Source organism: Demequina ureilytica (assembly GCF_048553575.1).
Taxonomy (GTDB): domain Bacteria; phylum Actinomycetota; class Actinomycetes; order Actinomycetales; family Demequinaceae; genus Demequina.
The window spans coordinates 929,868-943,854 of the sequence record NZ_JBLZIE010000001.1 but is presented as its reverse complement, the minus strand read 5'-3'; the positions used below and the strand labels follow the sequence as shown (position 1 = coordinate 943,854).

Here is a 13,987-nt window from a genome sequence, read left to right as displayed (position 1 = left end):
CTCGCCGCACCCATGAGGTTCAATGGGCGAGTGAACGAGCGCTCATTCGTCGACGAAGCCAGTCCCTTCGTGACATTCTCTCGCCGCGAGTGGGCGGCCCTTGCGGACACGACCCCGCTCCCGCTTCGCGAGGAGGACATCGCGCGAGTGCGCGGGCTCGGCGATCCGATCGACCTGGCGGAGGTCGACACCATCTACCGGCCGCTGTCGCGGCTGCTGAACCTGTATTCGGGCGCTACGGGAGAGCTCCACGCGGCGACCAGCGCGTTCCTGGGCGAGCGTGCCTCGCGCACCCCGTTCGTGATCGGCATCGCCGGCTCTGTCGCGGTAGGCAAGTCCACCACGGCGCGAGTGCTGCGGGAGCTGATGGCACGGTGGCCGGAGACACCCCGGGTGTCACTGGTCACGACCGACGGGTTCCTGTACCCGAACTCTGTCCTGAAGGCACGCGGGATCCTCGACCGCAAGGGATTTCCGGAGTCCTACGACCGCCGCGCGCTGCGCCAGTTCATCGCAGACGTGAAGTCAGGCCTGCCCGAGGTGCACGCCCCCGTCTATTCGCACATCACGTACGACATCGTGCCCGGGGAGCGGATCACCGTGAATCAGCCCGACGTGCTCATCGTCGAAGGTCTCAACGTGCTGCAGCCCGCGACGCCCCGCGACCTGGACGACACCGCGCTCGCTGTGTCCGACTACTTCGACGTGTCCATCTACGTCGATGCGCGGCCGCACCACGTGCGGCGCTGGTACATCGAACGATTCCTGCAGTTGCGCGCGACGGCGTTCACCCGGCCGGAGTCGTACTTCCAGTCGTACTCGGACCTTTCCGACGAGGAGGCGACGGCTCGCGCGAGCGAGATCTGGGATGCGATCAACGCGCCGAACCTGGCCCGCAACATCGCGCCCACCCGCTCGCGCGCCACGATCATCCTCGCCAAGGGCGCCAATCACCAGGTCGAGTCCGTGCGCATGCGCAAGTTGTGAACTGCTGAGCCGGCCGGGCACCAGGCATCAACCGCCGGCCTCGCTGGCCGTCAGCCCGCCGCGCCGTCGCGGTCGCCCGTACCTCGGGAAGACGTCTCGTCATGGCGCTGCTCCCGCGGTTCCGCGCGGCGCTCGATCCTGTGGTCGTGACGCGCCTCGCGCTCGGCACCATGGCGCTCCGCCTCTTCACGTTGCTCGTCGGTGAGTGACTCCTCGATCTCGGCGGCAAGGTCCGGCATCTCGGGCTCGCTCAGCCCGAACCACGACAGCACCTTGTCGACGAACAGCCCAAGCACGACGCCCGCCGCGACCCCCACGACGATCGAGAGTAGGAGGTTGTCTTCGGGGAAGAGCGCGCCCGCGGCGGATCCGAGCGCGATGCTCCACGCGGCCCAGATCGTCACCGCGATCGCGTCGACCCCCATGAAGCGACGATGAGGGAACCGCAGCGCTCCCGCCGAGAGGTTCACCAGCACCCGACCCATGGGCACGAACCGCGCGGCGATGATGAAGGTGGGGCCACGCCTCTCCAACTGGTGCTCCGCCCAGTCCAGACCGCGGCGCCACCGGTCACGCTTGAAGATCCGCCAGCGCCGCACGTCAGCGCGGGCGCCAATGAGATAGGCGATCTGGTCGCCACCCCATGCACCCACCGCGCCGCACAGGAAGATCAGCACCAGCAGCGGACTGCCGGTCTGCAACGAGGCCGTCGCGGTCGCGATGATCACGGACTCGCTGGGCACGACCGGGAAGAAGCCGTCGATCACCGACAGCACGAAGACTCCCGGATAGATCCACAGCGACTCGCTGAGCTCCAGCACGTACTCCTCGGTGCGTGAGGAGAACTGCAGGAACCAGTCGATGAAGGGGGTGTCTTCCACGGATTCAGTGTTCCAGCACTTGGAACCGTGCGCGATGGGGCATCACCCTGACAGGGGGCGGTGCGGACGGCCGATGAACTCGCAGCCTCGCAACGTCCGTCGCCCCGCCCACGGCTACAGGGTCAGGCGTTCGCGGACCACGCCCGCCAGCGCATCGGCGTGACGCTGTGCGTCTTCGGCCGTGGTCGCCTCGACCATCACCCTGACCAGATTCTCGGTGCCAGAGGGGCGCAGCAGCACCCGACCGGAGTCACCCAGTGCGGCTCGCGCACCTGCGACTGCCTGCTGAACCGCGTCGTCGCTGTACACGCGGGTGCGATCCGCTCCGGAGACGTTGACTAGCACCTGCGGCAGTGTCGTGATGCTGGCGCACTGATCGCGCAGGGACTCCCCTGCCGCCACCTGTGCACCCACCAGCAGCGATGTGAGCACGCCGTCGCCAGTGGTCGCGTACTCCGCGACGATCACGTGCCCCGACTGCTCACCACCGAGCGAGAAGCCGCCGTCGCGCATCGCCTCGAGCACGTACCGGTCTCCCACTGCGGACTCGACAATCGTGATGCCTGCGGCAGTCATCGCGTGGTGCAGGCCCAAGTTGGACATCAGGGTCGCGACCAAGGTGTCGTGGTACAGCGCGCCGGAGCGCTGCATCGACAGCGCGAGCAGCCCCATGATCGAGTCGCCATTGACGATGGCACCGGTGTGATCCACGGCAAGGCACCGATCCGCGTCACCGTCGTATGCGACGCCCATGTCGGCGCCGCGCTCTACGACGGTCCTGCTGAGTCCGTCGAGGTGAGTGGAGCCGACCCCGTCGTTGATGTTGTGACCGTCGGGGGCCGCGTTCATGACGTGCACGTCCGCACCCGCCGCGACGAGCGCGCGGGGACCGAGAGCGCTGGCAGCCCCATGCGCAGCATCGACCACGATGGACAGCCCTGCGAGCGGCATGTCCGTACCCGCGAAGGAACGCGCCGCCGACACCACGTGCTGGACGTAGTCCTCCGCGAGCTCTGCGGATGGCGAAATAGAGCCCACGGCCGCGCCGGTGGGACGGTCCCAGTCAGCGCCGAGCCGCTCCTCGATCGCCTGCTCGACCGCGTCGTCCAACTTGTGGCCGCCGCGGGAGAAGAACTTGATGCCGTTGTCTGGCATCGGGTTGTGCGAGGCGGAGATCACCACGCCGATGTCGGCATTGGTGGATGCCGTGAGATAGGCCACGCCGGGGGTCGGGAGCACTCCGACGTCCAGGACGTCGACACCCGCAGACGCGAGCCCTGCGGCGACGGCCGAGGACAGGAACTGGCCCGAGACACGCGTGTCCCTGCCGAGCACCGCGCGAGGCCGATGACCGGCGAACTCGCCACGCTCGGCGAGCACGAAGGCTGCGGCCACGGCGAGGTCCACGGCCAGCTCAGCCGTGATGTCACGGTTGGCAAGGCCACGGACCCCGTCCGTGCCGAAGAGTCGCGCCATGCGCGGTCGGTTAGCGCTTCGAGTACTGGGGGGCGCGACGGGCCTTCTTGAGACCCGCCTTCTTGCGCTCGACCACGCGGGCGTCACGGGTCAGGAAGCCCGCCTTCTTGAGCGCCGCACGGTTGGTCTCTTCATCGATCTCGTTGAGGGCACGAGCCACGCCCAGGCGCAGTGCGCCGGCCTGACCCGAGGCGCCGCCGCCGGTGATGCGGGCGTGCACATCGAACTTGCCGTCAATGTCGAGCAGCGTGAACGGATCGTTCACGAGCTGCTGGTGGACCTTGTTGGGGAAGTAGGTCTCGAGGTTGCGGCCATTGATCTTCCACTCACCGGTGCCGGGCACCAGGCGAACTCGGGCGATGGCCTGCTTGCGGCGACCCAGGCCAGCGCCGGGGGCGATGGTCGATGAGCCCTTGCCGCGCTCGGGAGCGGACTCGGAGGTGTACTCGGTGGGCGTGTCGTTCTCGACGGTCTCAGTCACGTTGATTCAGTCCTTGATGCCGGGCGCTACTGCGCCACCTGCGAGATCTGGAACGCCTGCGGCTGCTGCGCGGCGTGTGGGTGCTCAGGGCCTGCATAGACCTTGAGCTTGGACAGCTGGGCGCGGCCGAGCTTGGTGTGGGGCAGCATGCCCTTCACCGCGTTCTCGATGACCCGCTGCGGGTTCTTCTCGAGAAGCTCGCCGATCGGGACGGCCGACAGGCCGCCCGGGAAGCCCGAGTGGCGGTAGACCATCTTGTCGGTGGCCTTGGTGCCGGACAGCGACACCTTTTCCGCGTTGATCACGATGACGAAGTCGCCGTTGTCGACGTGGGGGGCAAAGGTCGCCTTGTGCTTGCCGCGGATCAGCGAAGCAGCCTGTGAGGCCAGACGACCGAGAACCACGTCAGCAGCATCGATGACGTACCAGTTGATGGTCACGTCACCCGGCTTGGGAGAATACGTACGCACTGTGAAGCCTTCTAACTCGTTAACGATGGGCGGGGCCTGAGGCACCGCAAGGGTTCGGTCGGCGGGTCCGGCGGAGGCGAGTGGGAGGCACCATTCCACGTGGAACGCACAACGACAGGCGAGTCTACCGGGACGCAGACGACATGGTCAATTCCAGTCCTCGCCCCGGTCCCCCACCTCGGCCTGGCGACGGGCCCGAGTGACCTCAGCGCGGCTCGCCAGGTGCTCATCCGCAGGGTACGTGACCTTCTCCAGAGTGAGCCCCCGAGCCGCAGCGACCTTCACGGCACCGGACCGGCCCGTGGTCGCCGCAGCGCGAGCCAGCCACGACAGGTCCCGCCGGCCCTCACCCACGGCGAGCAGCGCCCCGACGAGCGAGCGCACCATGGAGTGGCAGAAGGCGTCGGCCCGCACGGTGGCCACCACCAGTCCGGCATCCGCCCCCTCGTGCGCGCGCTGCCACGACAGCTCGGTCAGGTCTCGAATGGTGGTCGCGCCGTCGCGGGCACGGCAGAACGGTGCGAAGTCCCGCAGACCGATGAGCGTCGCGGACGCGGCATTCAGCTCGTCGACGTCAAGCGCCCGTTCGTGCCACGTCACGAAGCGTCGCGTGAGCGGGTCGCGCAACTGGACGTCGTCGCACACGCGGTAGGCGTAGCGCCGCTCCGTCGCGGCGAACCGGGCGTCGAAGCCCTCCGGGGCGACCGCAGCGTGCCTGATCGCGATGTCGTCGCTCAGGACCCCATCGAGCCGATCCCGAAACCCTTGTTCGGGCGTGCGCGGAGTCCGACCTGGCATCCGCGACCACGAACTCACCGGCACGTCGATGTGTGCGACCTGCCCACGGGCGTGGACGCCCGCATCGGTCCTACCCGCGACCGTGGTGCGCACAGCCACCGGACTGCCCTCATCGTCGCGCAGAATGCGCGACAGGGCCTGCTCCACCTCGCCCTGCACCGTGCGCAGGCCTGGCTGCACTGCCCAACCCGCGAACTCGGTGCCGTCGTAAGACAAGTCGAGGCGGACCCTCACGACCTCACTGGAATCCAGCCTGGTCATGAGAGCCCGCCTCGTACGTGCGCATCAGCGCAGGCCCGTGGCCCGCGCATCGGCGGAATTACTTGTCGTCTGCCTTCTCGGCGGAGGAGTCGTCAGCGCCCTCGGCCGGAGCCTCAGCGTGCGCGCCCTCGGTCTCATCGGGCTTGACCTCGGCCTCGGGGGCCTCGGCGGCCGGCTCATCGGCCTTGGCGGCCTTCGCCTTCGGGGCGGCCTTCTTGGTCGCCTTCTCGGCCTCGTTCTTGACGGCCTTCTTGGGCGGCGCGCCGAACTCTACGAGCTCGATGACCGCCATGGGTGCGTTGTCACCCTTGCGAGCGCCGATCTTCGTGATGCGGGTGTAACCGCCCTCGCGCTCCGCGAAGCCGGGGCCAATCTCGGTGAAGAGCGCGTGAACCACGCCCTTGTCCGAGAGCAGTCCGAGCACCTTGCGGCGCGAAGCGAGGTCGCCCCGCTTGGCGAAGGTGACGATGCGCTCGGCGTACGGGCGCAGGCGCTTGGCCTTGGTGGCGGTGGTGGTGATGCGGCCGTGCTCGAAGAGGCTCTGCGCAAGGTTCGCCAGGATCTGACGCTCGTGGGCAGGACCGCCGCCGAGGCGCGCGCCCTTAGTGGGGGTAGGCATTTTGCTTCAGGTCTCCTTGGTTATTCTTCGCTGCCCGAGAAGTACACGCCCGCTGAGGAGCCGTCGTACTCGGTGCCGCCGTCCTTGAGGGAGAAGCCGAGCTCAGCGAGCTTCTCCTTGACCTCGGTGATCGACTTCTGCCCGAAGTTGCGGATGTCCATGAGGTCCGCTTCCGAGCGAGCAGTCAGCTCGCCAACGGTGTGGATGCCCTCGCGCTTGAGGCAGTTGTACGAGCGCTGCGTGAGGTTCAGCTCCTCGATGGGCTGGTTGTAGTCCTCTTCGAGCGACTCGTCGGTGTCCGACGGGCCGATCTCGATGCCCTCAGCGGCCTCGTTCAGGCCCTTCGCGAGCGAGAACAGCTCCACCAGCGTCGAACCTGCCGACGCGAGAGCGTCACGGGCAGAGATCGAGGACTTGGTCTCGACGTCGATGATCAGCTCGTCGAAGTCAGTACGCTGCGCCACTCGCGTGGCCTCGACCTTGTAGGTCACCTTGAGGACCGGCGAGTAGATCGAGTCGACCGGGATCTGACCGATCTCGGCGTCGTAGCTCTTGTTCATCGCGGAGGGTACGTAGCCGCGCCCGCGCTCGACCGTGAGCTCGACCTCGAACTTGGCCTTCGAGTTGAGCGTCGCAATGTGCAGGTCCGGGTTGTGAACCTCCACGCCGGCAGGCGGCGCGATGTCGGCGGCGGTCACGGCGCCAGCGCCGGACTTGCGCAGGTACATCACGACCGGCTCGTCGTGCTCGGAGGACACGACCAGGTTCTTGAGGTTCAACATGATCTCGGTCACGTCCTCCTTCACGCCCTCAATGGTCGTGAACTCGTGGAGGACGCCCTCGAACCGCACCGAGGTGATCGCTGCGCCCGGGATGGACGACAGCAGGGTGCGGCGCAGTGAGTTGCCGAGCGTGTAGCCGAAGCCAGGCTCGAGCGGCTTGAGGGAGAACTGCGAACGGTTGTCCGAGATGACCTTCTCGGTCAGGGTGGGACGCTGTGCAATGAGCACTGTTCAATTCCTTTCCGAGCACCCGCTATTTGATGCTCGCAAGATCCGACGGCATGGGGACCGGCGGGGTCACGGTTCTTCAATTGGTCGTCCGCGCCCAGCGCCGATGCGGGCGCTGGGGGCGGGCGTGTGGCGTCAGGACGACGCCGGCTAGTACTAGTTGCGGCGACGCTTGGGCGGGCGGCAACCGTTGTGCGCCTGCGGGGTGACGTCCTTGATGGAGGTCACCTCGAGGCCTGCAGCGGTCAGTGAACGGATCGCGGTGTCGCGACCCGAGCCCGGTCCCTTGACGAACACGTCGACCTTGCTCATGCCGGCATCCTGCGCGCGGCGGGCGGCCGATTCGGCGGCCATCTGCGCGGCATACGGAGTCGACTTGCGTGAGCCCTTGAAGCCCACCTGGCCCGACGACGACCACGACACCACGGCACCGGCAGGGTCCGTGATCGAGATGATCGTGTTGTTGAACGTTGACTTGATGTGCGCCTGACCGTGAGCGACGGTCTTCTTGATCTTCTTGCGCGGCTTGCGGGTAGGAGCTGCCATGGCTTACTTCTTCTTTCCGGCGACGGTCTTCTTGGGGCCCTTGCGCGTGCGGGCGTTGGTCTTCGTGCGCTGGCCACGGACCGGCATGCCACGACGGTGACGCAGTCCCTGGTAGTTGCCGATCTCGACCTTGCGGCGAATGTCGCCCGTCACCTCGCGGCGGAGGTCGCCCTCCACCTGGAAGTTCGCCTCGATGAAGTCGCGGATCGCGACCAGGTCAGTGTCCGCCGCGTCCTTGACGCGGAGGTCCGGGCTGATCCCGGTGGCGGCGAGGATCTGAGCCGAACGAGTCCGGCCGATCCCATAGATATAGGTGAGCGCGATCTCCATGCGCTTGTCGCGCGGAAGATCGACTCCTACGATGCGTGCCATAAGTGCTGTTTCTACTCCTCAGTAGTCGGAGGTCTGACGCTCAGGCCTCCCGCGTGGTGGATGCGGGCCCCGGCCTCCGAGCCGGGGGCTACCTCTCGGTTGCCTGAACGCGTTTCTTGGTGTGTCTAGCCCTGACGCTGCTTGTGGCGCAGGTTGTCGCAGATGACCATGACTCGGCCGTTACGACGAATGACCTTGCACTTCTCGCAGATCGGCTTGACGCTGGGCTTAACCTTCATTTTTCTTCCTTCGCCGTCGGCGCTGGTGACGCAGATGCGCGCCGGCGACGACTCACTTGTAGCGGTAGACGATACGGCCGCGGGACAGGTCGTATGGGCTCAACTCGACCACTACGCGGTCCTCGGGGAGGATCCGGATGTAGTGCTGTCGCATCTTGCCTGAGATGTGTGCGAGGACGAGATGACCATTGGTCAGCTCCACTCGGAAGGAGGCGTTGGGAAGTGCCTCCACGACCGAGCCCTCGACCTCGATGACGCCGTCTTTCTTGGCCATGGACTCCACTCACATTGGTTGACAGTTTTCCGGGCGCGCGAAAACGCCCGACGCACCACTATACGGGAGTTCTGGGGGGTTCTCAACCGCGCGACCGAGAGACGGGTCGGGCCGGGCTCGAGCCGGTTCAGCGGTAGCTGTTGCGCAGCCGCTGGACCGCCGCGCCCGAGATCTTCTCGTTGCGGCTGTCCGCCAGGTTGCGGATCACGGACGACGGCGTGCGGGGATTGGCGATGAGCGCCTCGAGCACCTCGACCGAGTGATCGTGACCCAGGGAGATCAGGGCTCCTGCAGGACAGTCGTGGCGGCTTGCCACGGCCGCGCGAACCGGAGGCTCGCGGTGCACGGCGAGGCGGAGCAGGTCCCCGCCGGTGACCTGCGGGTCGAGCGCCTTCACCACGTCTTCAGAGGCCCCGCGAGCAGAGGAGAAGCTCACCTGCACTCCCCCTTCGGTCCGGTCCTTCACTGCCGCCATTCTAGGACCACGCCGGACCGGCCGCGATGCCCTGTGAAGAACACGACAGCTCGGCGAGTCTCATTCAGCAGGTGGCTGCACTTGAGGGAGCCGCGCGGTGAGGGGAGGGCGCCCGGGGGGAGCGGGCTCGGGCGCGACCGGCCAGTCGGTGGCCGCGCCGACCTCGTCCGCGCCGTCGACCCCGCGCGTCCGCTCGGTCATCTCCGGCGCGCGCGAAGCCAACGTCACGGGGCCCCCGCGTGAGGTCGTCGGGGACGGTTCGACGCCTGGCCCGCCGCCGCTGCCGGCGTCCCCGTTCATGCGCTGGGCCGCAGCAAAACGGATCTGCGACTTGCGGTGGAAGGCCAGCCGTTCGACCACCGCGGGCGGTGCTGCGGGGTTCGCAATGAGCGCCGTGAGGACGGAGGCTTGCCGGTCCTCCGCCAGGTGCTCCAGGACTGACTGTGCCGCGGCAGGGTTCGCTGCAAGGGCACCCCTCACCTCGGTGGACCTGTCGTGGGCCAAGGTCACCATCTGCCCGAGGGCGAGGTCCCCTCGCGCGGCGAGCACCTCACGCACGACGGAGTTGCGGCTCTGGGCGAGGGCGGAGATCTGGGCGCGCTGCAGGGTCGGGGAGCCGGCGATCTCCACCTCGTCGGCGGCGCCGGGTGCATAGTTGAATCCGCGTGCCATCGCAGCTGTCCCCCATGTCGAGCGGACCGGTGCGGCCCGTCCTGGTCATGAGCCTAGTGGCGGCATGTTGCGCCTGAACGGCTCGCCAGTAACAACCCGGTTACCCGGCGTGGACTGGGTCACACGGCGGCCTACGGCAAGGTCAGTCGAGAGGAGCTGGCTCGATGCCGTGCGGGGCCAGTCCCGACCGGCCGCCGTCGCTGGCGGTCAGCACCCAGATGCCTCCGTCGTGCACGGCGATCGAGTGCTCCCAATGCGCGCCGCGCGACCCGTCAGCCGAGACCACGGTCCAGTCGTCTTCCAGGACCCTCGACTCGGACGTTCCCTGCACGAGCATCGGCTCGATCGCGACGCACAGGCCGGGTTTCACGCGGGCGAGCCGGCCCCGTGTGCGGTAGTTCATGACGTCCGGCGCCTGGTGCATGGCGGTGCCAATGCCGTGGCCCACGTATCCCACCAGGGGGTGGAGACCCGCGGCCTCGGTGACGTCCTCGATCGCCGCGCCCACACCATCAAGCCGAGACGCCGTCGCGAGAGCGGCGACTCCTGCCCACAGCGACCGGCGTGTGTTCTCGACCAGACGGACATCATCATCGGATCTCGGAGTGCCGGCAATCAGGGAGATAGCCGAGTCGCCGTGCCAACCATCGACGATCGCGCCGCAGTCGATGGACACGACATCGCCGTCCTCGATCACCCGGTCGCCTGGGATGCCGTGGACAATCTCGTCGTTGACAGACACGCACGCGGTCGAGGGGAAGCCGTAGTACCCGAGGAAGTTGGAGGTGGCACCCGCATCGGCGATCACGGCCGCAGCCGCCGCCTCGATGTCACGAGTGGTGGCGCCCGGCACTGCCGCTGTCTTCGCAGCGGCCAGCGCGCGCTCGACGACCAGGCCGGCGCGGGCCATCACCCGCATCTGCTCGCGGGTCTTGTACTCGATGCGGTCGCGCACGCGTCAGCGGGAAGCGACGGCGGCGATGATCGCCTCCGTCACGACATCGATCTCGCTCATCCCATCAACCTGGACGAGCAGACCGCGACCGTCGTAGTACGCGGCGACCGGGGCGGTCTGCTTGGCATACACCTCGAGGCGCTTGCGAATCACCGGCTCGGTGTCATCCGCACGGCCCTCGATCTCGGCGCGCTTGAGGAGGCGGTCGGTGACAGCCTCCTGGTCGACCGTGATCTCGATCGCCACGTCCAGTTCGACCCCAAGCTCGGACAGCATCGTGTCGAGCTCGACCGCCTGGTCTGGGTTGCGGGGGTACCCATCGAGCAGGAACCCGCCCGCCACATCCTCCTGCGCGAGCCTGTCGCGCACCATGGCGTTGGTGATCTCGTCCGGGACGAGGGCACCTGCGGACATGTACTCCTGGGCACGGCGACCCAGCTCCGTCTTGCCCTGCACGTTGGTGCGGAAGATATCGCCGGTCGAGATGGCGGGGACGCCCCAGCGGTCAGCGAGGCGGGTGGCCTGAGTACCCTTGCCCGCTCCAGGCGGGCCGAGGAGAACGGTGCGCATTACTTGAGGAACCCTTCATAGTGACGCTGCTCCAGCTGCGACTGGATGCGCTTCACGGTGTCGAGACCCACGCCCACCAGAATCAGGATGGAGGCGCCACCGAACGGGATCGACGTGTCGAGCCCGAGCACGATGAACGTGATCGTGGGAATGAGCGCCACCGCGGCCAGGTACAGCGAGCCGGCGGCCGTGATGCGGGACAGCACGTAGGCGAGGAAGTCGGCGGTGGGCTGTCCCGGCCGGATGCCCGGGATGAACCCGCCGTACTTCTTCATGTTGTCTGCGACGTCGTTCGGGTTGAACGTGATCGCCGTGTAGAAGTAGGCGAAGAAGACGATCAGCAGGATGTACAGCGCGATGTTGAGCGGTGCGGACGGATCGGCCACGTTGTCGCGCAGCCACACGATCACATCGTTCGGGTCGTTGCCAGCGAACTGGCTGATCACCTGCGGCAGCATCAGCAGCGACGAGGCGAAGATCACGGGGATGATGCCCGCCATGTTGATCTTGATCGGAATGTAGGTCGAGGAGCCGCCCAGCATCCGACGGCCCACCATGCGCTTGGCGTACTGCACGGGGATGCGGCGCTGCGACTGCTCGACGAACACGACTGCCGCGATCACGATCAGCACGATGATTCCGACGATGATCGAGTTCTGCAGTCCGTTGGACGAGTTCCAGATCGCGGAGCCGACGCCCGGGAAGGAGGCTGCGATCGACGTGAAGATCAGCAGCGACATGCCGTTGCCGACACCGCGCTCGGTGATCCGCTCGCCGAGCCACATGATCAGCACGGTGCCGGTGGTCATCGTCAGGATCATCACGGCGATCGTGTACCAGGAGTCGTCCGGGATAATCGGCACGGCACAGCCGGGGAAGAACAGATCGTTGCGCGCCATGGTGATGTACGAGGCGGACTGCAGGACTGCGAAGCCGACGGTGATGTAGCGCGTGTACTGCGTCAGCTTCGCCTGCCCCTCCTGGCCCTCCTTGTTGAGGGCCTCGAAGCGGGGGATCAGCACGCGGAGCAGCTGCACCATGATCGACGCGGTGATGTAGGGCATGATGCCCAGCGCGAACACCGAGAGTTGGAGGAGCGCTCCACCTGAGAAGAGGTTGAGCACCTCGAACGCGGTGTTGGTGGTGGTCTGGCCTGCACACAGCTGGACGTTGGCGTAGTCGACACCAGGCGTGGGGATAGCTACACCCAGCCGGTAGATCGCGAGAATGCCCAGCGTGAAGAGCAGCTTCTTCCGCAGATCGGGCGTACGGAACGCACTCAGGAAGCCACTCAGCATTGATGTTCCTCCACTTATGCGCCGACGAATCGGCGACGAACGGGTACGGCGGCGGACAGCCGGAGCGGGCCGCACCTCACGTGCGACCCGCCCACGACTCTAGCTCTCGTTGACCGAGCCGCCAGCCGCCTCGATCTTGGTCTTCGCGGACTGCGAAACCTTGTCCGCGTCCACGATCTCGACCTTCACAGAAATATCGCCATCTCCCAGCACCTTCACGAGCTGGTTCTTGCGAACGGCTCCCTTGTCGACGAGGTCGGCCTTGGTGACCTTCCCGCCCTTGGGGAACAACTCGGCGATCTGCGAAACGTTGACGACCTGGTACTCGGTCCGGAACGGGTTCCGGAATCCGGGCAACTTCGGAATCCGCATGTGGATCGGCGTCTGACCGCCCTCGAAGCGCTCGGGAACCTGGTAACGGGCGCCCGTGCCCTTAGTGCCTCGACCTGCCGTCTTGCCCTTGCGGCCACCTTCACCGCGACCCACGCGAATCTTGCGAGCGTGTGAGCCTTCTGCAGGACGCAGGTGGTGCATCTTCAGCGTGGTCACCTTCGCGGCCTTGTCCGTGGACTCGGCCTCGGTCGCGGCCGCCTTCTTGGCGGCAGGCTTGCTCGCCGCGGTCGTCGAGGACGACGACTTCGCTGCGGGAGCCTTCTTCGCGGCCGATGCGGGGGCGGAGTCTGCCGCGGCAGACTCCGACTTCGCAGGCGCCTTCTTGGCAGCAGGCTTCTTAGCTGCGGGCTTCTTGGCGGCGGTCGTCTCAGACGACGCAGCAACCTTCTTCGCCGCAGGCTTCTTAGCCGGCTTGTCGGCCTTGTCGGCCGCGGCCTTCTTCTCGTCAGCCATCACTCCACCTCCTCGACGGTGACCAGGTGGTCGACCGCCTTGACCATCCCGCGAATCTCGGGACGGTCCTCCTTCATGACGATGTCGCCGATGCGCTTGAGTCCCAGCGAGCGAACAGTCTCGCGGTGCTGCGGCTTGGTGCCGATCGTCGACTTCTTCTGCTGGATCTTCAGGCGAGCCATCACTTCACCCCCGCAGCCTGCGCGCGGAGCATCGCGGCCGGGGCCACGTCCTCCACGGACATGCCTCGGCGAGCAGCGACTGCCTCAGGCAGCTCGAGCGACTTGAGCGCGGCCACCGTGGCGTGCACGATGTTGATCGAGTTCGAGGAGCCCAGCGACTTCGACAGGATGTCGTGGACGCCAGCGCACTCGAGCACGGCGCGGACGGGTCCACCCGCGATCACACCAGTACCTGGAGCGGCCGGGCGCAGGAACACGACACCGGCGGCTGCCTCACCCTGCACGACATGCGGGATGGTGCCCTGGATGCGCGGAACGCGGAAGAAGTTGCGCTTCGCCTCCTCGACACCCTTGGAGATCGCGGCGGGGACCTCTTTGGCCTTGCCGTAGCCCACGCCCACGTTGCCCTCGCCATCGCCCACGACGACCAGCGCCGTGAAGCCGAAGCGACGGCCGCCCTTGACGACCTTGGACACGCGGTTGATGGTCACCACGCGCTCGATGAACTTGTTGTCAGGCTCGTTGCCGCGGCGATTGTCGCGGCGGTTGTTGTCAGCCATACGAATTCCTTATCT

General features: G+C 66.9%; 20 protein-coding genes. 1 reads left to right on the top strand and 19 read right to left on the bottom strand.

Translation table 11 applies throughout. The features are described 5' to 3' along the window. Window positions 1-12: 12 nt before the first annotated feature. Window positions 13-987, top strand: a complete 975-nt coding sequence (coaA, locus tag ACNI3K_RS04340) for a type I pantothenate kinase (RefSeq protein WP_419390618.1) — start codon at window positions 13-15, stop codon at window positions 985-987. Window positions 988-1,037: 50 nt separating this feature from the next. Here the strand turns inward: coaA and ACNI3K_RS04335 are convergent, their stop codons facing one another. The 19 genes from ACNI3K_RS04335 to rpsE form a co-directional block, all read right to left on the bottom strand. Then, window positions 1,038-1,868 (bottom strand): DedA family protein, encoded by an 831-nt coding sequence (locus ACNI3K_RS04335; RefSeq protein WP_419390617.1) that lies wholly within the window; start codon window positions 1,866-1,868, stop codon window positions 1,038-1,040. Window positions 1,869-1,982: 114 nt separating this feature from the next. After that, window positions 1,983-3,344 carry a phosphoglucosamine mutase gene (gene glmM, locus ACNI3K_RS04330; protein ID WP_419390616.1) on the bottom strand — a complete coding sequence of 454 codons (1,362 nt, stop codon included), beginning with the start codon at window positions 3,342-3,344 and terminating at the stop codon, window positions 1,983-1,985. Window positions 3,345-3,354: 10 nt separating this feature from the next. After that, window positions 3,355-3,825 (bottom strand): 30S ribosomal protein S9, encoded by a 471-nt coding sequence (rpsI, locus tag ACNI3K_RS04325; RefSeq protein WP_419390615.1) that lies wholly within the window; start codon window positions 3,823-3,825, stop codon window positions 3,355-3,357. A gap of 26 nt (window positions 3,826-3,851) precedes the next feature. Continuing rightward, complete coding sequence (rplM, locus tag ACNI3K_RS04320) at window positions 3,852-4,295, bottom strand: 50S ribosomal protein L13 (RefSeq protein WP_419390614.1); 444 nt, start codon at window positions 4,293-4,295, stop codon at window positions 3,852-3,854. A gap of 147 nt (window positions 4,296-4,442) precedes the next feature. Next, window positions 4,443-5,354 carry a tRNA pseudouridine(38-40) synthase TruA gene (gene truA / locus ACNI3K_RS04315; protein WP_419390613.1) on the bottom strand — a complete coding sequence of 304 codons (912 nt, stop codon included), beginning with the start codon at window positions 5,352-5,354 and terminating at the stop codon, window positions 4,443-4,445. A 58-nt stretch (window positions 5,355-5,412) separates the two neighbouring features. Next, window positions 5,413-5,973, bottom strand: a complete 561-nt coding sequence (gene rplQ / locus ACNI3K_RS04310; RefSeq protein ID WP_419390612.1) for a 50S ribosomal protein L17 — start codon at window positions 5,971-5,973, stop codon at window positions 5,413-5,415. A 20-nt stretch (window positions 5,974-5,993) separates the two neighbouring features. After that, window positions 5,994-6,983: a DNA-directed RNA polymerase subunit alpha gene (locus tag ACNI3K_RS04305; protein ID WP_419390611.1), complete on the bottom strand. Its 990-nt coding sequence runs from the start codon at window positions 6,981-6,983 to the stop codon at window positions 5,994-5,996. Window positions 6,984-7,139: 156 nt separating this feature from the next. Further along, entirely contained in the window at window positions 7,140-7,529 is a 390-nt protein-coding gene (rpsK, locus tag ACNI3K_RS04300) for a 30S ribosomal protein S11 (protein ID WP_419390610.1), read from the bottom strand. Window positions 7,530-7,532: 3 nt separating this feature from the next. Beyond that, window positions 7,533-7,901: a 30S ribosomal protein S13 gene (rpsM, locus tag ACNI3K_RS04295; RefSeq protein WP_419390609.1), complete on the bottom strand. Its 369-nt coding sequence runs from the start codon at window positions 7,899-7,901 to the stop codon at window positions 7,533-7,535. Between the two features lie 125 nt (window positions 7,902-8,026). After that, window positions 8,027-8,140, bottom strand: a complete 114-nt coding sequence (rpmJ, locus tag ACNI3K_RS04290) for a 50S ribosomal protein L36 (RefSeq protein WP_009679193.1) — start codon at window positions 8,138-8,140, stop codon at window positions 8,027-8,029. Window positions 8,141-8,192: 52 nt separating this feature from the next. Then, complete coding sequence (infA, locus tag ACNI3K_RS04285) at window positions 8,193-8,414, bottom strand: translation initiation factor IF-1 (protein WP_061963594.1); 222 nt, start codon at window positions 8,412-8,414, stop codon at window positions 8,193-8,195. Window positions 8,415-8,541: 127 nt separating this feature from the next. Continuing rightward, window positions 8,542-8,880 carry a hypothetical protein gene (locus ACNI3K_RS04280; protein WP_419390608.1) on the bottom strand — a complete coding sequence of 113 codons (339 nt, stop codon included), beginning with the start codon at window positions 8,878-8,880 and terminating at the stop codon, window positions 8,542-8,544. Between the two features lie 69 nt (window positions 8,881-8,949). After that, window positions 8,950-9,561: a hypothetical protein gene (locus ACNI3K_RS04275; RefSeq protein WP_419390607.1), complete on the bottom strand. Its 612-nt coding sequence runs from the start codon at window positions 9,559-9,561 to the stop codon at window positions 8,950-8,952. 142 nt (window positions 9,562-9,703) lie between these two features. Next, a complete protein-coding gene (map, locus tag ACNI3K_RS04270; RefSeq protein ID WP_419390606.1) occupies window positions 9,704-10,516 on the bottom strand; it encodes a type I methionyl aminopeptidase in 813 nt (270 codons plus the stop codon). Between the two features lie 3 nt (window positions 10,517-10,519). Further along, entirely contained in the window at window positions 10,520-11,086 is a 567-nt protein-coding gene (locus tag ACNI3K_RS04265) for an adenylate kinase (RefSeq protein WP_419390605.1), read from the bottom strand. Then, on the bottom strand, window positions 11,086-12,384 hold the full coding sequence (gene secY / locus ACNI3K_RS04260) for a preprotein translocase subunit SecY (protein ID WP_419390604.1): 1,299 nt from the start codon (window positions 12,382-12,384) through the stop codon (window positions 11,086-11,088). Before secY ends, ACNI3K_RS04265 begins: the two co-directional genes overlap by 1 nt. 99 nt (window positions 12,385-12,483) lie before the next feature. Further along, window positions 12,484-13,230: a 50S ribosomal protein L15 gene (gene rplO, locus ACNI3K_RS04255; protein WP_419390603.1), complete on the bottom strand. Its 747-nt coding sequence runs from the start codon at window positions 13,228-13,230 to the stop codon at window positions 12,484-12,486. Continuing rightward, window positions 13,230-13,412: a 50S ribosomal protein L30 gene (gene rpmD, locus ACNI3K_RS04250; protein ID WP_419390602.1), complete on the bottom strand. Its 183-nt coding sequence runs from the start codon at window positions 13,410-13,412 to the stop codon at window positions 13,230-13,232. The genes rplO and rpmD overlap by 1 nt, the downstream gene beginning before the upstream one ends. Continuing rightward, window positions 13,412-13,972, bottom strand: coding sequence for a 30S ribosomal protein S5 (gene rpsE, locus ACNI3K_RS04245; protein WP_419390601.1), 561 nt, complete (start codon window positions 13,970-13,972; stop codon window positions 13,412-13,414). Before rpsE ends, rpmD begins: the two co-directional genes overlap by 1 nt. Window positions 13,973-13,987: the final 15 nt, after the last annotated feature.